This window comes from Paracoccus sp. SSJ, from assembly GCF_030234105.1.
Lineage (GTDB): Bacteria > Pseudomonadota > Alphaproteobacteria > Rhodobacterales > Rhodobacteraceae > Paracoccus > Paracoccus denitrificans.
Genome location: NZ_JASSPE010000008.1, coordinates 154,184 through 175,269 on the forward strand (window position 1 = coordinate 154,184; position 21,086 = coordinate 175,269).

Consider the following 21,086-nt stretch of genomic DNA (forward strand, 5'->3'; position numbering starts at 1 on the left):
CGTCGCAAGACCCGAACCCCGAGGAGCCAGCCGATGACCGAGCCGCGCGAAGCCGAGACGGATGCCCCCGAAACCGATTTCCAGCTGAGCCGGCAGGATCTCGATGCGATCAACAAGGCCATCGACGATGGCGACGGGCCGACGCTGGATGCGCTGCTCGAGCCGGTGCATGCCGCCGACATCGCCGACCTGATCGAGCAGCTGACGCCGCCGCGACGGCGCGAATTCCTGAATCTCTATTCGGGCGAGATCGACGGCGAGATCCTGTCCGAGATCGACGAATCCATCCGCGACGAGGTCATCGAGCAGTTGCCGCACGAGGTGCTGACCGAGGCCGTCCGCGAGATGGACAGCGACGACGTCGTCGACCTGATCGAGGACATGGAGGCGCCCGAGCAGCAGGCGATCCTGGCGGCGCTGGACGAATCCGACCGCGCCGCGGTCGAACGCTCGCTGACCTGGCCCGAATATTCGGCCGGCCGCCTCATGCAGTCCGAGGTCGTCACCGCGCCCGGGCACTGGAGCGTGGGCGAGACCATCGACTTCCTGCGCGGCGAGGAATGGCTGCCCGACCAGTTCTATCATGTCGTGCTGGTCGATCCGCGTCGTCACCCCACCGGCTATGTCACGCTGGGCAAGCTGCTGGCCTCGCGCCGCGACGTGCTGCTGCGCGACATCACCGAGGACAGCTTTCGCACCATCTCGGCCCGGCAGGACGAGGGCGACGTGGCCTATGCCTTCAACAAGTATCACCTGATTTCGGCCCCGGTGGTGGACGACGACGACAGGCTGGTGGGCGTCATCACCATCGACGACGCCATGTCCGTGCTGGACGAGGAGCACGAGGAGGACTTTCTGCGCATGGCCCGCGTCTCGGACGAGAGCCACGTTTCGGACGGCCCCTTCCAGACGGCCCGCCAGCGCCTGCCGTGGCTGGTGATCAACCTTTGCACCGCCTCGCTTTCCGCACTGGTGATCTCGCGCTTCGAATCGACGCTGGCGCAGCTTGTCATCCTGGCGGCGCTGATGCCCATCGTGGCCTCGACCGGCGGGATCGCGGGGACGCAATCGCTGGCCGTGGCGGTGCGGGCGCTTGCCACGCGCGAGCTGACCAGCGCCAATGCCCGCCGCGTGATCCTGCGCGAACTGTTTGCGGGGCTGCTGAACGGCGTCGGCCTGGCCCTGATCCTGACATTGGCCGGCGCGATCATTCTGGGCAGCCTGCAGATCGGGCTGGTGCTGGGCATGGCGATGATCGCCAATCAGGTCGTCGCGGCGATGGGGGGCGTGCTGGTCCCGCTGGGGCTGAGCAAGCTTGGCCTCGATCCGGCACTGGCCTCGGGGACGTTCGTGACCACCATGACCGACATGATGGGATTTTTCGCCTTCCTGGGGCTGGCGTCATGGGTGCTGGTGTGAAGGGCGGGCTGCGCCAGGCGGCACTGTCCGCACGCGCGCAGGGCGGCGACGACGCCGCGCTGACGCGCCATCTGATCGCGGCGCTGGCGCCCCATCGCGGCAAGGTGCTGGCCGGCTATTGGCCGATGCGGGGCGAGGCCGATCCGCGCCCGGCCATGGCGGCGCATGAGGGGCCGGTCTGCCTGCCGGTGGTGACGGGTCCGGCGCGGCCGCTGGAGTTCCGGGCCTATGACGGCCGGCTGGAGCCCGGCCGCTTCGGCACCAGCCATCCCCCGGCCGATTCGCCGGTGCTGGTCCCCGAGGTGCTGATCGTGCCGCTGGCCGGGTTCGACCGCGCGGGCCACCGGCTGGGCTATGGCGGCGGCTTCTACGACCGGACCCTGGCCGGCCTGCGTGCCCTGCGGCCGGTCGCGGCGATCGGGCTGGCCTATGCCGTGCAGGAGATTCGCGCCATTCCGGCCGAGGCGACCGACCAGCCGCTGGACCTGATCGTCACCGACCGGGGTGTCATCATGCCGCAGCCGGAAAAAACCCAGGGCGCGAATATGGGAACGAAATTGCAACCCTGATGCCTGCCTGCTGGGGATAAGCCTGTGGAAAATAGGTGAGCGGCTGCGAAGAACCCTAGCAGATCGCTTGGATTTTCACCTCCCGCCGGAATTTGCCACTTGTTAACAATGCAGTTGCAGCGAATCTGATGCACCGTCAGGGGGCCGGAAACGGTGCCGGTGTCCAGTAAAAATTTTGATTGAAATGCGGCATGTCTCGGGTCAATTTGTGGCTCAGGCCGACGACGCCACCAGATCTTGTGTCCCTCTCGACATCCGATCCGGTCAGGCGGCAAACGGCAGAGATCAGAAAAATGGCTTTCGGGGTGCCGGACCATCCGGTTGCCGGGACCGCATTTTGCGGTGCGGCGGCGGAGCGGCGCGCGGCCCGGACGGATGAAGGGGACAGTCAAGGCATGCGGATCGAACGGCGCTTCACCACGGCCGAGAGCGGGGCTTACGGCGCGCTTTCCTTTACCACCACCACCAGCGAGATCCGCAACCCGGACGGCACCGTCGTGTTTCGCAACGATTCGGTCGAGGTGCCGCAGGGCTGGAGCCAGGTCGCCTCGGACGTGATCGCCCAGAAATACTTTCGCAAGGCCGGCGTGCCGGCGCGTCTGAAGCGCGTCAAGGAAAAGGGCGTGCCGGAATTCCTGTGGCGCTCGGTCCCCGACGAGGAGGCGCTGGCGAAACTGCCCCAGGAGGCGCGCTTCGGCGGCGAGACCAGCGCCCGCCAGGTCTTTGACAGGATGGCCGGTGCCTGGGCCTATTGGGGCTGGAAGGGCGGGTATTTTTCCAGCGAGGACGACGCCCGCGCCTATTACGACGAGATGCGCCATATGCTGGCGGCGCAGATGGGTGCGCCGAACAGCCCGCAATGGTTCAACACCGGCCTGCATTGGGCCTATGGCATCGACGGCCCCGGCCAGGGCCATTTCTATGTCGATTACAAGACGGGCAAGCTGGTCCGGTCGGACAGCGCCTATGAGCATCCCCAGCCCCATGCCTGCTTCATCCAGTCCGTCGCCGACGACCTGGTGAACGAGGGCGGCATCATGGACCTGTGGGTCCGCGAGGCGCGGCTGTTCAAATACGGCTCGGGCACGGGCACCAATTTTTCGTCCCTGCGAGGGGAGGGCGAGAAACTGTCGGGCGGCGGGAAATCTTCGGGGCTCATGGGCTTCCTGAAGATCGGAGACCGCGCAGCCGGCGCGATCAAGTCGGGCGGAACGACCCGGCGCGCGGCAAAGATGGTGATCTGCGACATGGATCACCCCGACATCGAGCAGTTCATCAACTGGAAGGTCATAGAAGAGCAGAAGGTCGCCTCGCTGGTGGCGGGCTCGAAGATGCATGAGCGCGAGCTGAATGCCATCTTTGCCGCCATCCGCGAATGGGACGGCAGCGTCGAGGATGCCACCGATCCGGCGAAGAATGCTGTGCTGAAATCGGCCATCCGTTCGGCAAAACGCGTGATGATCCCGGAGACCTATATCAACCGGGTTCTGCAATATGCCCGGCAGGGCTTTGATTCGATTGAATTCCCGACCTACGATACCGATTGGGACTCGGAAGCCTATGTCTCGGTCTCGGGCCAGAACTCCAACAACTCGGTGCGGGTGACGGATGCCTTCCTGCGGGCCGTGCGCGACGACCTGCCCTGGGAACTGGTCCGGCGCACCGACGGCAAGGTGGCCAAGACCGTCTCGGCGCGCGAGCTATGGGACCAGATCGGCCATGCCGCCTGGGCCTGCGCCGATCCGGGCATCCAGTTCCACGACACCGTCAACGCCTGGCATACCTGTCCCGAGGACGGGGCGATCCGCGCCTCGAACCCGTGCAGCGAATACATGTTCCTGGACGATACGGCCTGCAACCTGGCCTCGATGAACCTGCTGAGCTTCTGGAGCGGCAAGGAATTCGACGCCGACGGCTATGTGCATGCCAGCCGGCTGTGGACAGTCACGCTGGAAATCTCGGTCATGATGGCGCAGTTCCCCAGCAGGGAGATCGCGCAGCGCAGTTATGATTTCCGCACCCTGGGCCTGGGCTATGCCAATATCGGCGGGCTCTTGATGAACATGGGCCTTGGCTATGACAGCGACGAGGGCAGGGCGCTTTGCGGTGCGCTGACTGCGGTCATGACCGGGGTGAGCTATGCCACCTCGGCCGAGATGGCGGCGGAGCTGGGGCCGTTCCCCGGCTATGGCAAGAACGCCCAGCACATGCTGCGGGTGATCCGCAACCACCGCGCGGCCGCCTATGGCACAGGCGCCTATGAGGGCGTGAACGTGCGCCCGGTGGAGCTGGATACCGCGAACTGCCCCGATCCGCGCCTTGTGGCGCTGGCGCAGGGCGCCTGGGACGAGGCGCTGACGCTGGGCGAGGCGCATGGTTATCGCAACGCCCAGGCCACGGTGATCGCACCGACCGGCACCATCGGGCTGGTGATGGATTGCGACACCACCGGCATCGAGCCCGATTTCGCGCTGGTGAAGTTCAAGAAGCTGGCCGGCGGCGGCTATTTCAAGATCATCAACCGCTCGGTCCCCGCGGCGCTGGAGACGCTGGGCTACGGCTCGGCCCAGATCGAGGAAATCATTGCCTATGCGGTGGGTCATGCCAGCCTTGGCAACTGCCCGGACATCAACCATGCCAGCCTGATCGGCCACGGCTTCGGCCCGCGCGAGCTGGAAAAGGTCGATGCGGCGCTGGCCTCGGCCTTCGACATCCGCTTCGTCTTCAACCAGTGGACGCTGGGCGAAGCCTTCTGCCGCGAAACGCTGGGCATCCCGGCGGAAAGGCTGAACGACCCGACCTTCGACCTGCTGCGGCACCTGGGCTTTACCCGGGCGCAGATCGATGCGGCGAACGACCATGTCTGCGGCACCATGACGCTGGAGGGCGCGCCGCATCTGAAGCCCGAGCACTATTCGGTCTTCGACTGCGCCAATGCCTGCGGCAAGAAGGGCACGCGCTATCTGTCGGTGGAAAGCCATATCCGCATGATGGCGGCGGCGCAGAGCTTCATCTCGGGCGCGATCTCCAAGACCATCAACATGCCCAACTCGGCCTCCATCGCCGACGCGCTGGCCGCCTATGAGCTGAGCTGGTCGCTGGGCATCAAGGCCAATGCGCTTTACCGCGACGGCTCGAAACTGTCGCAGCCGCTGGCCTCGGCGCTGGTCGAGGACGACGAGGAAGCCGAAGAGATCCTGGCCACCGGCAGCGCGCAGGAAAAGGCCACGGTCCTGGCCGAGAAGATCGTCGAGCGGATCATCGTCAAGGAGGCGGTGCGCAACCATCGCGAAAAGCTGCCGCAGCGCCGCAAGGGCTATACCCAGAAGGCGGTGATCGGCGGGCACAAGGTCTATCTTCGCACCGGCGAATACGACGACGGCAAGCTGGGCGAGATCTTCATCGACATGCACAAGGAAGGCGCGGGCTTCCGGGCGATGATGAACAATTTCGCCATCGCCGTGTCGGTGGGCCTGCAATATGGCGTGCCGCTGGAGGAATTCGTCGACGCCTTCACCTTCACCCGCTTCGAGCCGGCGGGCATGGTGCAGGGCAATGACAGCATCAAGAACGCGACCTCGATCCTGGACTACGTGTTCCGCGAACTGGCGGTCTCCTATCTGGACCGCACGGATCTGGCGCATGTGAAGCCGCAGGGCGCGCGTTTCGACGACCTGGGCGGCGGCGAGGCCGAGAGCCAGCCCAATGTCGCGCCGGTCAGCGAGGGCGCCTCGCGTTCGCTGGAGATGCTCAAGCAGATCAGTTCGACCGGCTATCTGCGCAAGCGGCTGCCGCAGGATCTGGTGGCGCTTCAGGCCGGCGTCTCGGTCGCGGCGGTCTCGACCGCCGAAGGCGCGGCGGCGGTGGGGGTCGTGACCATGGACGCGCGCGCCAAGGCCCGGATGCAGGGCTATGAGGGCGATCCCTGCGGCGAATGCGGCAACTATACGCTGGTCCGCAACGGCACCTGCATGAAGTGCAACACCTGCGGCGCGACCAGCGGTTGCAGCTGAGGGCGATCCAGGTCCGGGCCGGGTCCGGGCGCAGCGCGCGGCCGGACCTTTCCGAAACGAACAGGGGCAAGACATGGAACTGATCGTCGGCACCAGGCGCATCACCCCCGCCGCCATCCATCCGATTCCCGGCGGGGTCGAGGCCGAGTTGCGGGGCGATGCGGTCCTGCCGCTTCTGGACGAAGCCTTTCAGGGCGGCGGCCGGGTCGAGATGCTGGGCGGCGGCATGGACCGCCGGCCGATGGATGTGGCGGGCATCGAGATGCGCGGCGCCTCGACCCTGGTCACGCTGCTTTGCGCGGGCGAGGCGCCGCGGCTGAACTGAAGATCATCGCTGCGATGAAACCTGTTCCGCGTCCCTTGGGCCGCGGAACTTTTTTATGCTCCGGCACTTACGCCCGGCATTGCCTGCAAGTCACGATCAGTTCATTCTTTGCGAGCGTGGTTCATTTGCAACGGGCTCGAAAATCCCCTTGAACATGAGCATATTGCCAGGAGACCGGGTAGCGCCGCCCCGGCATGGAAGGAGACAATCCAGATGAACAGACCCTCTTCCCGCCATTTCCTGACTGCGTCCAGCCTTGCCTTGCTCATGGCGCTGACGCCGGCCTTCGCGCAGGAGCCGGCGACGCCCGGCGCAGAGGCCGCACAGGAAGCCGCAAACAGCAACGAGCCGCTGACCGCACCCGACAGCCAGGCGCGCCAGCAACAGGTGATGCCGGAAAGCTTTGCCGACCTGGTCGAAAAGGTCAGCCCGGCGGTCGTCAACATCACCACCACCTCGACCGTTTCGACGCCCCTGGCGCGCGGGCCGCAACTGCCCGAGGGCAGCCCGTTCAGCGACCTGTTCCGCGAATTCGGCTTTCCGGGCTTCCCGCCGGGCGAGGGCAATCCCTTCCAGCGCGGGCCGCAGCGCGAGCAACGCTCGAACGCGCTGGGTTCGGGCTTCGTCATCTCGCCCGACGGGCTGATCGTGACCAACAACCATGTCATCGACGGCGCCGACGAGATCGAGGTCGAGTTCTTTTCGGGAAAACGACTGCCTGCCCAGGTGATCGGCAAGGACGACAAGACCGACGTCGCCGTGCTCAAGGTCGAAAGCGACGATCCCTTGCCCTTCGTCAAGTTCGGCGACAGCGACAGGGCGCGGGTGGGCGACTGGGTGCTGGCGCTCGGCAACCCGCTGGGGCAGGGCTTCTCGGCCTCGACCGGCATCGTCTCGGCGCGCAATCGCGCACTTTCGGGGACTTATGACGATTTCATCCAGACCGACGCGGCGATCAACCGGGGCAACTCGGGCGGGCCGCTCTTCAACCTGGATGGCGAGGTGATCGGGGTGAACACCGCGATCCTGTCGCCCAATGGCGGCTCGATCGGCATCGGCTTCTCGATGGCCTCGAACGTGGTCAGCAAGGTGGTCGAGCAGCTTGAGGAGTTCGGCGAGACCCGGCGCGGCTGGCTGGGCGTCAAGATCCAGCCGGTGACCGACGACATCGCCGAATCGCTGGGCCTGTCCGAGGCCAAGGGGGCCATGGTCACCGACGTGCCCGCCGGGCCGGCCGCCGATGCCGGGATGAAGGCCGGCGACGTCATCACCAGTTTCGACGGCGGCGAGGTCAAGGATCCGCGCGATCTGGTGCGCCGCGTGGCCGACGCCCCGGTGGGCGAGGCGGTCGCGGTCGTGGTCCAGCGCGAGGGCGAGCCGGTCGAGCTGCAGGTGACGCTGGGTCGGCGCGAGCTGGCCGAGGGCACCGGCAGCGGCAAGGTCAGCAGCGCCGAGGAAACCGCGAGCGACGTGATGGGCATGACGCTGGCGCCGCTGACGCCGGAAATCGCCGCCGAGCTGGGGGTTTCGCGCGACATGCAGGGGCTGGTCGTGCAATCGGTCGACCCAAGCGGCGCGGCCGCCGACAAGGGGTTGGTCGCGGGCGATGTCATCACCGAGGCGGGCCAGCAGCCGGTCGCGACGCTGGCCGATCTGGAGGGGCGCATCAAGGAGGCGCGCGAGGCCGGGCGCAAGTCCATCCTGGTCATGGTGCGCCGCGCGGGCGAGCCGCGCTTTGTCGCCCTGCCGGTGGGATGAGCGCATGAAAAAGGGCCGGGGATGACCCGGCCCGATCCTCTCGGGGCGCCTTGGGCGCCCCTTTTTCATCTTGCTTATTGCTGGGGCGCTTCGGCAGGAGCGGCGGCCGGAGCCGGCGCGGCGGCGAGATCCTTGTTCGCCTCGACCAGCGCGTTCATGCCGGCGGTGAAGCCGCTCAGCGACAGCGGCAGCTTGACCATCTGTTCCTGCGGCGCGCCGAAGGGCAGCAGCGAGAGGGTGGCAGCCTTGCCGCGCTTCAGCGGGCCAAGATCGGACTCGGCCATGCCGATGCGCGACACGCAGCCGACCTGGGCGCAAAGCAGGAAGGGATAGCGCGATTCCTTGCCCGAATCGACCTGAAGGCCAAGCCCGGCCTGAAGATCGGTCTCGAGCGGCGCGATAAAGGTGATCACGGCCTGCACGTTGCCGGTCATCGGGATGACCGAAGCCTCGGCCACCGGGGAATTCTTGTCGTCCCTGAGCAGCTGGTAGAGCTCGCAGGGGTCCTTGCCGTCCTCGGTCTTCATGCAGCGCAACGTCCAGTCGCCATGGGTCGATCTGGCATAGGGCTGGCCGACCTGCGGCTCGTCGCTCTCGGCGGCCTGCGCCTCGGGTGCGGCTTCGCCGGCAGGCGCCTCGGCAGCGGGCGCTTCGGCGGCCGGCTCGGCGGCAGGTGCTTCGGTTGCGGGCGCTTCGGCCGCGGGGGCCTCGGCAGCGGGCTGGGCCGGAGTCTCGGTACTTGCGTCTTGCGCCATCACGCCGGAGGTCGTGCCCGCCAGCGCAAAGAGGGCGGCAACCAGTGCCGCGGATGTCCTGTTGACCATGTTCTCTTCCTTTGGTCCATGCATCGGCCCCGGTCCTAACATGGGCGTCGCGCCTTGTCAGGGCGGATCGCACTGCGCGACGTCACCTTTGCGTTGGCAATCATGCGGGATATGTTCCAGACGGGACAGCCCCGGCCGGAAATGCAAGGATCCGGGGCGCAAGAACGCTGCCCCGGATCCCCATGTCTACCTTCCCTGCCGGACTGGCCGGTCATCATTGCGCCGAAGGCTAGATGCAGCGGGCGAAGCCGTCAACTGTCCTAAAGGTCAAATATGACATCGGCGCGACCAGTCCGGGAATTGCCCGGACGGCAGGCACCGTGAGCGAAAAAATGCCGCGCCCGAAGGCGCGGCAGTCCAACAGGGAGGAAGCCGGCCATCCGCCGATGCGGGGTCCGGCAAGGAACAGACTGGCACAAATTCCTTGCGGTTGTATTGTCCTTTCGTCCTAGCCTTGCGCTTTTTTGCCGATCCGTGGAGGAAACATGACAGGTATCGTCGATCTGGACGCCGGAACGGTCTTCGTCGGTGGCGGTGGGGCGGATTACGCGTTGCCGCAGGTGCTATTGCTGAAATATGCCAATCGCCACGGGCTGATCGCCGGCGCGACCGGGACCGGCAAGACGGTGACGTTGCAAACGCTGGCCGAATCGTTTTCGCGCGCCGGCGTGCCGGTCTTCATGGCCGATGTGAAGGGCGACCTGGCCGGGATCGCCAGGCCCGGCGATCCGAACGGCAAGCTGCATGACGCTTTCCAGAAGCGTGGCGAAACCATCGGCATGGCGCTGGACTATCAGGATTTCCCCGTCACCTTCTGGGATATCTGGGGCGAGCGCGGCCATCCGGTCCGCACCACGCCGGCCGAGATGGGGCCGCTGCTTCTGTCGCGGCTGCTGGGGCTGACCGATGCGCAGGAAGGCGTGATGAACATCGCCTTCCGCGTCGCCGACGAGCAGGGGCTGGCGCTGCTGGACATGAAGGACTTGCAGGCCATGCTGGTCTGGGTCGGCCAGAACGCCAAGGAACTGTCGCTGAAATACGGCAATGTCTCGACCGCCTCGGTGGGCGCCATCCAGCGCGCGCTGATGGTGCTGGAGAACGAGGGCGGCAACCGGCTGTTCGGAGAGCCGGCGCTGGAACTGGCGGACATGATGCGGCTGGATGCCTCGGGCAAGGGCATGGTGAACATCCTGTCGGCCGAGAAGCTGATGAATGCGCCGCGGCTCTATGCCACTTTCCTTTTATGGCTGATGTCGGAACTTTTCGAGCAACTGCCCGAGGTGGGCGACCCCGACAAGCCCCGCATCGCCTTCTTCTTCGACGAGGCGCATCTGCTCTTTGACGACGCGCCGCCGGCGCTGGTGGACAAGATCGAGCAGGTGGCGCGGCTGATCCGTTCCAAGGGCGTAAGTCTTTGGTTCATCAGCCAGAACCCGGCCGACTTGCCGGAATCGGTGCTGGGGCAGCTGGGCAATCGCGTCCAGCACGCGCTGCGCGCCTTTACCGCCAAGGACCAGAAGGCGTTGCGGCTGGCGGCGCAGAACTATCGCCCGAACCCGGATTTCGACACGGCCGAGGCGATCCAGGCGGTCGGCACCGGCGAGGCGGTAACCTCGCTTCTGGAGGCCAAGGGGGTGCCGGGCGTCGTGCAGCGCACGCTGATTCGCCCGCCGCTGTCGCGGCTTGGCCCGATCCCCGATGCCGAGCGCGCGGCGATCAATGCCGCCTCGCCGATGGCGCTGAAATACGGCCAGGCGCTGGACCGGGAATCGGCGGCCGAGATCCTGGCGAAGCGCGCCGAGGCTGCCGCCGCGGACAGCGCCGGGGCAGGGGCAAAGGGCGCGGATGACGATCTGTGGAAAATGGATCGCGAATATACCCGTGCGCGGCGCTATGACCCCGGCGCGCGGGTTCCGGCCGAGCCCAAGCCGCGCGCACGCCGCTCGAACAGCGATTCGATCGCCGTGACCTTCGGCAAGAGCCTGGCACGGCAACTGGGCACCAAGAGCGGGCAGGCACTGGTGCGCGGCGTGCTGGGTTCGCTGTTCAGAGGCAAGTGACCGGCTTGAGGACCGGCCGGGGCGCGGCCTCGGCCGTCTCGGCCAGGATCGCAATCAGCAGCATGATGTGGCGGTGCATGTCGTAGCCGGCCATGCCTTGGCGTCGGCACAGGTCGAGTCGCTCTTCCTCGGCGAGCAGCCGCGCCAGCGCCATGCCGGCCGGCGGCGGCGCATCGCATTTCAACACCCGGCGCAGATCGCGCCGCCGGCTCCAACCCGCCAGCCCCGCCCGGGCCGCACGCACCAGAAGGCGCGGACGGCTCAGTTGCGGCTGGCCGAGGCGCGGTTGAAACGCGATCACATTCTCCATCATCGTCATGGCGATTTCCTCTGCCGGTCGAATCCGGAAAAATTATTCACAACCTGAACGTGTGTTGCGCGCCGAGCCTGACCTGCGCACGCAGCGGCAAGGAATCTTTAGGAAATCTTAGCAAATATTGCCACATCTCGACCTGATCCCGGTTCGCCGGACAGGAGCGACGGACAACCCATAGGCGAGTTCGCCCACTCGCCTCGCAGGAAGCGAAGGAATGACCATGACGATTTTGACGGGAGAGTTCGCCCCGGACGCCCTGATTGCCGGCCCGCTGGCCGGCACCGAGTCCTCGGACTGCGATCCGCCCGAACCCTCGCCCGTCCAACGGGCCGAGGACAGCAATCTCAAGCTTTACCTGCGCCATGTCGAGGGCGGGGAAACGATCCGCTCGCTGGCGCGCGAGACGGGCTGCCATGCCTCGACGATCCTGCGCCGCATCCGCCGCTTCGAGACGCGCCGCGACGATCCGCTGGTCGATCGCGCGGTCGAGCGGGCGGCGGAAAAGGGCAGGGGTGCCGGCCCGGCCTCGCCGGGGCGGACGGGCATGAAGCAGATCGGCCGCATCCTGCGCCGACTGGCCGAGCCGGGCGCCCAGTTGGTCGTGGCCGACGGCATGGACAAGGCCATCGTCGTGCGTGACGACATCCGCACCGCGATCCTGGACCGCGAATTGGCCGAGCATATGGCGATCCGCGCCTGGGTGCAGCTTTTGGGGCAGGGCAGGGTCAGCCGCTATGCGATCTCGGCCCAAGGGCGCGAGGCGCTGCGGGCGATGCTGGCCGCCCGGCGCGGCAGCGCCTTGCCGCAGGGCGAGGATTTCGCCCTTGCCGCCCCGGTCGAGGCGACCGCCTTCGATCATGCCGACCGGCATCGGCAATGGGATGAACGCGAGATCGCCGACCCCGAGGACGGCCGCCGTCGCCGCGCCCGGGTCAATATCGCCGAAAGCCCGCTGCTGATGCTGGCGCGGCGGCGCGAGCCGGATGGGCAGCCCTTTCTTGCGCCGGAACTGGTCGCGGCCGGCGAGCGTCTGCGCGAGGATTTCGAACTGGCGCAGATGGGTCCGCGCATCGCGCAGAACTGGGACCGTTTCCTGACCGCCGGGATCGATGTCTCGCGCATGTCCGCCGGCCATGGCGGCGGTTCCGAAGGCGCGCGCAATCGCGTCGCCGCCGCGCTGCGCGAACTGGGCCCCGGCATGGGCGACCTGTGCCTGCGGGTCTGCTGCTTTCTGGAAGGCATCGAGATGACCGAGCGGCGGCTGGGCTGGTCGGCCCGCTCGGGCAAGATCGTGCTGCGCCTTGGCCTGATGCGGCTGGAGCGCCATTACCGCGAGACCTATGGCTCGGGCGCGCCGCTGATCGGGTAACGCCCCGGTCAGGGCCATGAAAAAGGGCGCCCCGGCGGCGCCCTTTCGCGTTTCCGGCTTGCGCTTGCGATCAGGCCGCGGCCTTGGTGGGGTTGGCGCGCAGCCAGTCCAGGACCGATTCCGGCGAGCTGGCGCCATAGGGATCCTCGGGGCAGTCGTCGCAGCGGCCGGGTTCCTCGAACCAGGCCTCGATGCGGCCATCGTCGACGATGGCGGCATAGCGCCAGCTGCGGGCGCCGAAGCCCAGATTGTCCTTGCGCACCAGCATGCCGACCTTTTCGGTGAACGCGCCCGAACCGTCCGGGATCACCTTCACATTGCTGAGGTTCTGCGCCTTGGCCCATTGGTTCATCACGAAGCTGTCGTTGACCGACATGCAGTAGATCGCATCGATGCCCAGTTCGGCCATTTCCCCCGCGGCTTTTTCGAAGCCCGGCAGCTGGTAGGTCGAGCAGGTCGGCGTAAAGGCGCCCGGCAACGAGAACAGAACCACGCGCTTGCCCTTGAAGTAATCGGCGGTCGTGACCGGCTGCCAGCGATAGGGATTGGGCCCGCCGACGGATTCGTCGCGCACGCGGGTCTGGAAGGTCACTTCGGGAAGCAGATCGCCTTGTTTCATCATTCGTCCTTTCATCATCCGCTCCTCCCTGCATCCGATGCCGCATCGCAGCATCGAAGGGGCATAGATGCACCCTGCATTGGCGTTGATCAAGGCCCGAAAAACCCGTAAGTTCGGCTGACTCCCAGCAAAGGATGCCGATATGGCGGATATGCCCCCGGTTCTGCGCCACCCCGAAAAGGCCCATCGTCCCGACCAGCCCCAGCCGAAAAAGCCGGACTGGATTCGTGTCAAGGCGCCGACCAGCCAGGGCTACAAGGACACCCGCGACATCCTGCGCAACAACCGCCTGTCCACGGTCTGCGAAGAGGCCGGCTGCCCGAATGTCGGCGAATGCTGGAGCCAGGGCCACGCCACCATGATGATCATGGGCGAGATCTGCACTCGCGGCTGTTCCTTCTGCAACGTGATGACCGGCAAGCCGAATGCGCTCGATGTGTTCGAACCCGGCCGCGTCGCCCATGCCGTGCAGAAGCTGGGGCTGAAGCATGTGGTCATCACCTCGGTCGACCGCGACGACCTGGACGATGGCGGGGCCGAGCACTTCGCCCAGACCATTCGCGCCATCCGCCACCGCTCGCCCGCATCCACCATCGAGGTGCTGACCCCGGACTTCCTCAAGTCGAAGCCCGGCGCGCTGGAAGCGGTGGTCGAGGCGCGGCCCGACGTGTTCAACCACAACCTGGAAACCGTGCCCGGCCTCTATCCCACGGTCCGGCCCGGCGCGCGCTATTTCCACAGCCTGCGGCTGTTGCAGCAGGTCAAGGAACTCGACCCCGGCATGTTCACCAAATCCGGCATCATGGTCGGCCTGGGCGAGGATCGCCAGGGCGTCCTGCAGGTCATGGACGACATGCGCGCCGCCGATGTGGATTTCATCACCATCGGGCAATATCTGCAGCCGACGCCCAAGCATCATCGCGTGGACCGCTTCGTCACGCCCGAGGAGTTCAAGGGCTATGAGAAGGCCGCTTATGGCAAGGGCTTCCTGATGGTTTCGGCGACGCCTCTGACGCGCTCGTCCTACCACGCGGGCGACGATTTCGCCCAGTTGCGCGCGGCGCGGCTGGCGAAGCTGGGCCGTGCCTAAGTCGGGGCTTGCAAAAACCTGCGTTGCGCCTTAGGCGGAGCGCAGAAAGGCCCGAGTGGCGGAATGGTAGACGCAGCGGATTCAAAATCCGCCGCCGCAAGGCATGTCGGTTCGAGTCCGACCTCGGGTACCAAATCCTGGTGGAAGACCAGGATGTCGCCTTACTCCCGTATGACACGCTCTCCCTTTGATGAACGGTCAGCCAAGGCTGATCGCAATGCCATTGGTGATGGGTATTATTTTACATAACTATGGTTATCGGTGATATTCAGCCATAGGGCAGCCCCACTGCCGCGACCACCGATTAATGACCATTCCGGGGCGATTTTTGACCAGTCAACGCACGATTAATGTCCATCGCGCGGACAGGGATAATGAGCTGATAGGAATCCGGCAGATGACGCTGACGCCGGGTGCTGCGTCCTGGCAACTTCTTGGGGACTCGCCTGGCGTCCGCAGGCCGGCACCGCCCGGGGCTCCCGCAACCTTGCCGGACCGCCGGAAAAGCCGCGCTTTTCCGTAGGGCGGCGGCCGTGCCCGAAGGAGGCCGCCCAATGACGTTCCTTTGCAACGCCGCCGGGCCCCCTGCCCCGGCCTGACGATGCAAGTTGCGTGGCCTGGAGCCGCCGCCGGACGACGAGGCACTGGATTACCCCGACCTAGAAACCGATGCCCAGCCCAGGATCAGCGATGCGGACCGACGCAAGCTCCGCAGGCGTGCCAGGCGCATCTTCGACGCCAGGCGAGCGGTCAGTGGCCTCGACCGCCTGAAACCCGGGGATCGTGCGCGGCTGGAGCCGCTGGCCAACGGGGCGCGGCTCGCCTGCATTGCCTCGGAATCCCGCGCCGATGAGTTGGCGGCGGAGCTGCATGCCGACATGCCCTGGATGGCGCCAGCCACCGAAATCATCTGGCGGGCCATGCGCCGATCGGTGCGCGAGGGCTGGCCCGGCCTTCGGGTGCCGCCCCTTTTGCTCGATGGTCCGCCCGGGATCGGCAAGAGCCACTGGGCGCGGCGCCTCGGCGCATTGCTGTCGGTGCCCAGCACCATGATCGATGCGACCACCGAAAGCGCCAGCTTCGGTGTGGTCAGATCCCAGCGTGGCTGGGGCGGTTCCTGTCCGGGGCGGCTGATCGTCGCCGGCGATCTCAACAACAAGCCGACAGTCCGCTGGCCGCCTATGCTCCGTCATCTGGGCCAATACGTCGATCCCACGAAGATCCACACCACGATTATTACGATAATGCGCTGGACGGCAACGACCGGCTGGCGGCGATCTGCGCCGAGGCCAGAGCGCATTTCCTGCAGAAGGCCGAACTCGTCTTCGGTAACACCCGGTTCCTGTGCTGCACGCTATGGACCGACTTCGCCCTGCTCGACATAGCAGCAGGACAAGCCGGTGCCATTCGATGTGACGGGATAGCGCGGATCCGAGGCAGCCTCGCCCTTCCGCTCGATGCGATACAGCGCGACCGAGGCGTTCAACCCGCCGCCCGGCAGCAGCCCTTGACGCCAAGCTCGTAATTGCGACCGGTGATCGGGTCCAGCGGCCGGGGCGTTTCGGGCAGCCCGGACAGGTAATTCGCCTGCGCCTTGTAGATGTCCATCAGGCTGGCATAGACGGTCCAATCGTCGGACAGGTCGTAGACCACGGCAGCATAGGGGGTGAAGATATCCCGGTCTTCGTAGCCGGTGACGCTGCGCGAGGTCAGCATGCCGTCGACTTGATAAACCTCGGTGATCGAGCTGTATTTGTAACTGCCGTATCGGTCGCCCAGCACGAAGCGCAGCTCGTCGCTGGCCTCAAGTTCGGCGCGGGCAGACCCTCTGGACCGCGCCATAGGCGGGTCAATGGGTGCGCGGCCCCAGCACCGCCGGGCGCACGAAGCTCAGTTCATGGAAATTCCAGATGGTAATGTCATCGGGGAAATCCGCCTGGTCGATAACGTAATCCAACTGGTGAGCGTTGCTGTCGCGCCAGGCGGTGCCGACGAGCAGCTTGTGATCGCGTCCCCATATGTGGAAGCGGCCGTTCAGGCTCAGGTCCACCGCCTTGGAGTGGTTGCCGGTCTTTTCGTAGAGCGAACCGACCATGCCTTCGCCGAACCTGCCGGTTTCCCGATCCACCGGTCCGTCCAGGGTCATCTGCAGGGTCTCGGAATCGTATTTCTGCCGCATGGCGTTGAACCTTAGCGTCCAATCGCTGCCAAACTGGTGCTCCACCCCGGCAAAGACCTCGCTGATGGCGTGATCGGCAAAGGTCCAGTCCGGCGTCAGCGCCACGTCCCGGCCCAGATCCACGAGACCGTAATCGTCATAGGTCGGCAGGCCCAGGAACCACTTGTTCCCGCGCTGGTTCTGATAGCTGATCCCCGCACTGACGGTCGTCGAGGGCGTCAGGTCGTATTCCAGGATGCCATAGAGCACCTTTCGCTTTTCGTCGCCGGGCGAATAGAAGAAATCGCGGTCCTGCCAGGCCCCGGCCAGCCGGCCGCACAAGGCACCGTAGCGGGTCAGCGGGCCGCCGATATCGGCCTCGATCCGGTGATTTTGCCAGCTGCCATAGGACAGGGCGATGCTGGATTGGACCCGGCCGGTGGGCCGCTTGCGCGCCAGATTGACGCTGCCCCCGGGCTCACCCGTCCCGGAAAACAGGCCCTCGGCGCCACGCAAAACCTCGACCCGGTCGTAGATCGCCATGTCGAAATCCGGCCGGAACGAGCTGTCATAGGATGTGCCAAGCGCATCGACCTGATAGTTGTTTATCTTGAACCCACGCGAATAATAGGTCGGTGCGCTGGTTGCCTCTCGGTTGGCCACGATCACCGGCGTCTTGGCCATCACCTCGCTCATACTGGTCAGGTTCTGATCTTCCAGCGTCTTGCGGGTCACCACGGTGACCGCCTGCGGCACCTCACGCAAGCTTTCCGTTCCGCGGGCAATGCTCGCCGCGCCAGCAGCATAGGAGTTACTTCCCTCGGTGGCCGCGCCACCTGTACGGATCGTAATCGGATCCAGCACAACAGAACCATCAGCACCGACGTTGCCCGTTTTCGGCGGTGTCAGCGTTATCGTGCCATCCACGATCCACAGCGACAGCCCCGTTCCCGCCGACAGCGCGGCCAGCGCCTGCTGCGGCGTCATCCTGCCGTTGACCGCAGTGCTGGTCACGCCGGCGGTGCGGGTTGCAGGCACTGCCATGTTCAGCCCCGATTGCTGCGCAAGCTGGCTGAGCGCGCCGCGCAGGGGCTGGGCCTCGATCGAAAATTGCCGCGCCTCTTGCGCGGCGGCCGTCGCTCCCATCAGCCGGCGCAAGCCCACCGTCGCGAACCCGATATCACTCATCCCGTTCGCCATCCTTGCGGGGGTCTCCATGCCCCCTCAATTCTGGAAACGGTCGCGGCGCGAAGTTCCTCAACGCTTGGGGCAATTTTTCCCGGGGCAATCACGCCCAGCCGAGGCTGAGGACAACGCCGCCGGGATTGCGTAGTCGGATGGGCAAACCATGCTCCAGCGAACGCAAGGCAGCCTCCGGGTGGCGCAGGTCCAGAACGGCGGTTACCGGCAATTCCGCCAGCCCTTCTCCCGAGATCCGGATCCATCCGGGATGCCAGTCGTTCAGGACCGCGACAATCTCGCCAAGCGGAAGCTCCTCGGCCACCAGCTTGCCGTCGCGCCAAGCGAAACTGTCCTTGGCGCGGCGGACAAGCGGCACGGGTGGGATGTTGCACCACAGGCGGAACACGCTGTCCGGGGCCAAGGGTTGGGCACTCTGACCGAGCAGGCGGGCGGTTGCCTGCCCGAGCGCCAAAACGGCGGTTCCTTCTTTTGTCCGCATATCGAGGTCGGCCACGCCTTGGTCTACTTCGATCCGGATATCGCCCACATCGATCATGAAGGGGGCACTCGCCCTTGCGATCTTAAACCACGCCTGTCCCGCGCGCAGGGTGGCATGCCTGCCGGGATCGCCGCCAAGGTCCAGACCGCTGCGTGCGCTCAGTTCGATCCTGCTGCCATCGGGCAGGGTCAGCACCTTGGTCTGGGCCGTCGCTGTAACGAATTCTCCCGGCACCTCCAGGCGCTTCCAGCCCCACTCCCGGCCGCCGGAAGACCGACCCCGCCGGCCAGAAAGCACGCCTCGCCAGGGATTTGGTCCATCCTCGGGCATCTCGCGCAGGGCGCCGGTATCCGCCCAAAGCCCTTTGGCCTGTGCGGCGGCATGCGCATGGCGCGGGCTGAGGGCGGCCCATTGCCGCCACTCCGCCGCTGTCGGGGCGTCACGCTCGCCCGAATTCATGCGGACAACGAAAGTCAAAGCCTCGTCCAGAAGGTCATCATCCGGTGATCGGGGCATTTCTCGCATCCTGGAATCCGGCCTTTCCCGTTTACTCCCAAACGATCCGGCGCCGCGAATCCTCAATGACCGATCAATATCCCGCTTCGGCAAGGCCATTGCGGCATTCGCACAGCGCGCGGACGATATGCTTCTCCGCCATCGAAACCGATACTCCCAGAAGGGGGGTGATTTCCCGATGCGCCATCCCGTGCAGGCGGCACAGGATGAATGCACGACGGCAATCCGCCGGCAGGGCGTTGATCGAGACGGCCAGAACCGCGATCTTGCGCCGCAGATAAAGCAGATCATCGGCTGCCGCATCCCCACCGGCCAGATTGTCGATGCTTTCCATCTCGACGCGATGTTCCGTTTCGCGGTTCCGCACCGCGCGGAAAACATAGCCGCGCGGATGGTCCCTGAGCGATGGCGGAACTGCGCCGGGCTTGCGCGACAGCAAGGCGCAACCAGACCGATCGTTTCGGCGGCATCGCGGCGCTTCTGGGGCACGAGATCGACCTGCTCATCACCCCCGATCCTCTGGACCTGCCGGGCATCAGCTATCGCCCGGTCTTCGACTACGAACTGGTGCTGGCGGTGCCCGAGAGGCATCCCATCGGCGCTGTCGCCATCCCCTTGGACCTTGCCGGCGAGGTGCTGATCACCTATCCGGTCGAACCGGCGCGGCTGGACATCTTCACCCGCTTCCTGGTGCCCGGCAATTGCCTGCCGCGCCGTCACCGGACGGTCGAGACCACGGACATGATACTGCAACTGGTCGCCGCCGGCCGAGGCGTCAGCGCCGTGCCCGACTGGCTCTTGCGCGAAGAGCGGGCGGGCCTGCCGATCCGTGCCGCGCGGATCGGCAAGGGGTTGCCCAAGGTGATCCATCTGGGCATCCGGCGCGGCGAAGAAGGCATCGACTACATCGCCGGCTTCCTGGACCTGGCGGCGCAGGCTCAGCCCGGGGCCGCCGAATAGGGGGCAAAGCGGGCCTCGGCGATGCTGACGGCCAGCGGCCGGCCGACCATGGGAAAGGCGCGCTGCGGGCAGGCGGGACGCTCGCATACCTTGCAGCCGGGGCCGATCCTGGTCGCAAGCTCGGGGTTCTTCAGGTCCAGGCCCCGCGCATAGACCAGCCGGTCGGCATGGGCGAGGTCGCAGCCAAGCGCCACCGCGAAGGTCTTGACCGGCGCCCCGAACCCGCCCCGGCCATGGCTGACCACGCGCGCGATCCACAGATAGCTGCGCCCGTCCGGCATCTGGGCGATCTGGCGGACGATCTCTCCGGGCCGGGAAAACGCCTCGTAGACGTTCCATAGCGGGCAGGAGCCGCCGATGCGCGAGAAGTGGAAATCCGTCGCCGATTGCCGCTTCGAGATGTTCCCGGCCCGGTCCACGCGGATGAAGAAGAACGGCACGCCGCGCGCCTCGGGGCGCTGCAGGGTGGACAGGCGGTGGCAGGCGGTCTCGAACCCCACGCCGAAGCGGCGCGAGATCAGGTCGATGTCATAGGCCACCGCCTCGGCCTCTTGCAGGAAGGCGCCATAGGGCAGGATCAGCGCGCCTGCAAAGTAATTCGCCAGCCCGATCCGCAACAGCGCCTGCGCGTCGGAGGCCAGGTCGGGATCGTCCGACAGCCGGGCGATGGTCTCGCCCTGTTCCAGAAAGGCCAATTGCGTGGCGATCTGAAAGGCCTGCTGGCCCTCGTTCAGATGGGGGGCGAGATGCAGGATGCGTGCGCCGGCATCGAAACGGCGCAGGCTCTCCGCGTCCAGTGCGATGCGGATGCCGTGACGCCCGGCCAGCCGGTCGACCAGCCCCGCCGCCATCCGCCCCGGCGGCAGCGCCGAGCCGATGGCCTCGGCCAAGGTCTCCAGTTCCGGGACATGGTTGCGGCGGTCATAGAACCAGTCGCGCACCGCCTCGAAGGCCGCGGGGGTGGCGGCGGCCTGCGGTTCGGTCAGCCGGCCGGCCAGCAGGTCGGCGCGCTCGGCGGTCTCGCGCAGCCGGGCCTGCATGGCGACGATGGCCCGCGCGATGCCGGGCATGTTCGAGGCCAGTTCCCGCAGTTCCGCCGTCGCCGCCGGCGCGCCCTGATCGGCCAGTGCCGCGCGCAGGTCGGTGATCAGCCGCGCCTCCTCGGCATCCGAGAAAAGCTGCACGTCGAGGCCGAAGGCGCCGTTCAGCCTGAGCAGCACCGGCACGGTCAGCGGGCGCTGGTTCTGCTCGATCTGGTTGAGATAACTGGGCGAGATCCCCAGGGCGCGCGCCAGCGCCGCCTGGGTCATGCCGCGTTCCTCGCGCAGCCGGCGCAGGCGGACGCCCATGAAGCTTTTCGTCATCTTCGCAACCTTCGCAATTTGCAGGCGCAATCTTCGCAGATCAAC

At 66.3% G+C, this 21,086-nt stretch carries 18 protein-coding genes and 1 tRNA gene; 11 read left to right on the forward strand and 8 right to left on the reverse strand.

All coding sequences use genetic code 11. The features are described from left to right. Positions 1 to 33 precede the first annotated feature (33 nt). The 5 genes from mgtE to QPR87_RS11280 all read left to right on the forward strand — a co-directional run bounded on the left by mgtE (position 34) and on the right by QPR87_RS11280 (position 8,084). A complete protein-coding gene (gene mgtE / locus QPR87_RS11260; RefSeq protein ID WP_230998938.1) occupies positions 34 to 1,419 on the forward strand; it encodes a magnesium transporter in 1,386 nt (461 codons plus the stop codon). After that, entirely contained in the window at positions 1,404 to 1,988 is a 585-nt protein-coding gene (locus QPR87_RS11265) for a 5-formyltetrahydrofolate cyclo-ligase (protein WP_285049621.1), read from the forward strand. Before mgtE ends, QPR87_RS11265 begins: the two co-directional genes overlap by 16 nt. A gap of 395 nt (positions 1,989 to 2,383) precedes the next feature. Continuing rightward, positions 2,384 to 6,001 (forward strand): vitamin B12-dependent ribonucleotide reductase, encoded by a 3,618-nt coding sequence (locus QPR87_RS11270; protein ID WP_285049622.1) that lies wholly within the window; start codon positions 2,384 to 2,386, stop codon positions 5,999 to 6,001. A gap of 73 nt (positions 6,002 to 6,074) precedes the next feature. Continuing rightward, positions 6,075 to 6,326, forward strand: a complete 252-nt coding sequence (locus QPR87_RS11275) for a hypothetical protein (protein ID WP_011747702.1) — start codon at positions 6,075 to 6,077, stop codon at positions 6,324 to 6,326. 213 nt (positions 6,327 to 6,539) lie between these two features. Next, a complete protein-coding gene (locus QPR87_RS11280; RefSeq protein ID WP_074810343.1) occupies positions 6,540 to 8,084 on the forward strand; it encodes a DegQ family serine endoprotease in 1,545 nt (514 codons plus the stop codon). 74 nt (positions 8,085 to 8,158) lie between these two features. Here the strand turns inward: QPR87_RS11280 and QPR87_RS11285 are convergent, their stop codons facing one another. Next, complete coding sequence (locus tag QPR87_RS11285) at positions 8,159 to 8,908, reverse strand: invasion associated locus B family protein (RefSeq protein ID WP_285049623.1); 750 nt, start codon at positions 8,906 to 8,908, stop codon at positions 8,159 to 8,161. A gap of 485 nt (positions 8,909 to 9,393) precedes the next feature. Between QPR87_RS11285 and QPR87_RS11290 the strand changes: the two genes are divergently transcribed. Continuing rightward, positions 9,394 to 10,968: a helicase HerA-like domain-containing protein gene (locus tag QPR87_RS11290; RefSeq protein WP_285049624.1), complete on the forward strand. Its 1,575-nt coding sequence runs from the start codon at positions 9,394 to 9,396 to the stop codon at positions 10,966 to 10,968. On the opposite strand, the gene QPR87_RS11295 is transcribed toward QPR87_RS11290, so the two are convergent. Beyond that, a complete protein-coding gene (locus QPR87_RS11295; protein ID WP_285049625.1) occupies positions 10,955 to 11,287 on the reverse strand; it encodes a DUF6477 family protein in 333 nt (110 codons plus the stop codon). The genes QPR87_RS11290 and QPR87_RS11295 overlap by 14 nt on opposite strands. Positions 11,288 to 11,498: 211 nt before the next feature. Between QPR87_RS11295 and QPR87_RS11300 the strand changes: the two genes are divergently transcribed. Next, positions 11,499 to 12,653, forward strand: coding sequence for a DUF6456 domain-containing protein (locus tag QPR87_RS11300; protein ID WP_285049626.1), 1,155 nt, complete (start codon positions 11,499 to 11,501; stop codon positions 12,651 to 12,653). 70 nt (positions 12,654 to 12,723) lie between these two features. On the opposite strand, the gene QPR87_RS11305 is transcribed toward QPR87_RS11300, so the two are convergent. Next, positions 12,724 to 13,272 carry a peroxiredoxin gene (locus QPR87_RS11305; protein WP_041530163.1) on the reverse strand — a complete coding sequence of 183 codons (549 nt, stop codon included), beginning with the start codon at positions 13,270 to 13,272 and terminating at the stop codon, positions 12,724 to 12,726. A 142-nt stretch (positions 13,273 to 13,414) separates the two neighbouring features. Here QPR87_RS11305 and lipA point away from each other — a divergent pair, with 142 nt between their 5' ends. The 3 genes from lipA (at position 13,415) to QPR87_RS11320 (ending at position 15,747) form a co-directional block, all read left to right on the forward strand. Further along, a complete protein-coding gene (gene lipA, locus QPR87_RS11310; RefSeq protein WP_074810345.1) occupies positions 13,415 to 14,362 on the forward strand; it encodes a lipoyl synthase in 948 nt (315 codons plus the stop codon). A 49-nt stretch (positions 14,363 to 14,411) separates the two neighbouring features. Next, positions 14,412 to 14,495, forward strand: a tRNA-Leu gene (locus QPR87_RS11315). Between the two features lie 475 nt (positions 14,496 to 14,970). Continuing rightward, entirely contained in the window at positions 14,971 to 15,747 is a 777-nt protein-coding gene (locus QPR87_RS11320; RefSeq protein WP_285049627.1) for a P-loop NTPase family protein, read from the forward strand. Between the two features lie 97 nt (positions 15,748 to 15,844). Here the strand turns inward: QPR87_RS11320 and QPR87_RS11325 are convergent, their stop codons facing one another. From QPR87_RS11325 to QPR87_RS11340, 4 genes are all read right to left on the reverse strand, one after another. Continuing rightward, positions 15,845 to 16,204: a TonB-dependent receptor domain-containing protein gene (locus tag QPR87_RS11325; protein WP_285049628.1), complete on the reverse strand. Its 360-nt coding sequence runs from the start codon at positions 16,202 to 16,204 to the stop codon at positions 15,845 to 15,847. Between the two features lie 7 nt (positions 16,205 to 16,211). After that, the gene (locus QPR87_RS11330) at positions 16,212 to 17,708 is read right to left on the reverse strand and encodes a TonB-dependent siderophore receptor (protein WP_285049629.1); all 1,497 of its coding nucleotides are present in this window, start codon (positions 17,706 to 17,708) and stop codon (positions 16,212 to 16,214) included. Between the two features lie 100 nt (positions 17,709 to 17,808). Then, entirely contained in the window at positions 17,809 to 18,717 is a 909-nt protein-coding gene (locus tag QPR87_RS11335) for a FecR family protein (protein WP_285049630.1), read from the reverse strand. A 73-nt stretch (positions 18,718 to 18,790) separates the two neighbouring features. Continuing rightward, entirely contained in the window at positions 18,791 to 19,051 is a 261-nt protein-coding gene (locus tag QPR87_RS11340; protein WP_285049631.1) for a sigma factor-like helix-turn-helix DNA-binding protein, read from the reverse strand. 71 nt (positions 19,052 to 19,122) lie between these two features. On the opposite strand from QPR87_RS11340, the gene QPR87_RS11345 reads away from it, so the two are divergent. Then, a complete protein-coding gene (locus QPR87_RS11345) occupies positions 19,123 to 19,677 on the forward strand; it encodes a LysR substrate-binding domain-containing protein (protein WP_285049632.1) in 555 nt (184 codons plus the stop codon). Here the strand turns inward: QPR87_RS11345 and QPR87_RS11350 are convergent. Beyond that, a complete protein-coding gene (locus tag QPR87_RS11350; protein ID WP_285049633.1) occupies positions 19,656 to 21,041 on the reverse strand; it encodes a short-chain fatty acyl-CoA regulator family protein in 1,386 nt (461 codons plus the stop codon). The two genes, QPR87_RS11345 and QPR87_RS11350, sit on opposite strands and share 22 nt — an antisense overlap. Positions 21,042 to 21,086 lie beyond the last annotated feature (45 nt).

Excerpts from the sequence above, each read along its gene's own strand:
- mgtE (WP_230998938.1), top strand. The coding sequence starts at position 34 with ATGACCGAGCCGCGCGAAGCCGAGACGGATGCCCCCGAAACCGATTTC.
- QPR87_RS11265 (WP_285049621.1), top strand. The coding sequence starts at position 1,404 with ATGGGTGCTGGTGTGAAGGGCGGGCTGCGCCAGGCGGCACTGTCCGCA.
- QPR87_RS11270 (WP_285049622.1), top strand. The coding sequence starts at position 2,384 with ATGCGGATCGAACGGCGCTTCACCACGGCCGAGAGCGGGGCTTACGGC.
- QPR87_RS11275 (WP_011747702.1), top strand. The coding sequence starts at position 6,075 with ATGGAACTGATCGTCGGCACCAGGCGCATCACCCCCGCCGCCATCCAT.
- QPR87_RS11280 (WP_074810343.1), top strand. The coding sequence starts at position 6,540 with ATGAACAGACCCTCTTCCCGCCATTTCCTGACTGCGTCCAGCCTTGCC.
- QPR87_RS11285 (WP_285049623.1), bottom strand. The coding sequence starts at position 8,908 with ATGGTCAACAGGACATCCGCGGCACTGGTTGCCGCCCTCTTTGCGCTG.
- QPR87_RS11290 (WP_285049624.1), top strand. The coding sequence starts at position 9,394 with ATGACAGGTATCGTCGATCTGGACGCCGGAACGGTCTTCGTCGGTGGC.
- QPR87_RS11295 (WP_285049625.1), bottom strand. The coding sequence starts at position 11,287 with ATGACGATGATGGAGAATGTGATCGCGTTTCAACCGCGCCTCGGCCAG.
- QPR87_RS11300 (WP_285049626.1), top strand. The coding sequence starts at position 11,499 with ATGACCATGACGATTTTGACGGGAGAGTTCGCCCCGGACGCCCTGATT.
- QPR87_RS11305 (WP_041530163.1), bottom strand. The coding sequence starts at position 13,272 with ATGAAACAAGGCGATCTGCTTCCCGAAGTGACCTTCCAGACCCGCGTG.
- lipA (WP_074810345.1), top strand. The coding sequence starts at position 13,415 with ATGGCGGATATGCCCCCGGTTCTGCGCCACCCCGAAAAGGCCCATCGT.
- QPR87_RS11325 (WP_285049628.1), bottom strand. The coding sequence starts at position 16,204 with ATGGCGCGGTCCAGAGGGTCTGCCCGCGCCGAACTTGAGGCCAGCGAC.
- QPR87_RS11330 (WP_285049629.1), bottom strand. The coding sequence starts at position 17,708 with ATGAGTGATATCGGGTTCGCGACGGTGGGCTTGCGCCGGCTGATGGGA.
- QPR87_RS11335 (WP_285049630.1), bottom strand. The coding sequence starts at position 18,717 with ATGCCCCGATCACCGGATGATGACCTTCTGGACGAGGCTTTGACTTTC.
- QPR87_RS11340 (WP_285049631.1), bottom strand. The coding sequence starts at position 19,051 with ATGGAAAGCATCGACAATCTGGCCGGTGGGGATGCGGCAGCCGATGAT.
- QPR87_RS11345 (WP_285049632.1), top strand. The coding sequence starts at position 19,123 with ATGGCGGAACTGCGCCGGGCTTGCGCGACAGCAAGGCGCAACCAGACC.
- QPR87_RS11350 (WP_285049633.1), bottom strand. The coding sequence starts at position 21,041 with ATGACGAAAAGCTTCATGGGCGTCCGCCTGCGCCGGCTGCGCGAGGAA.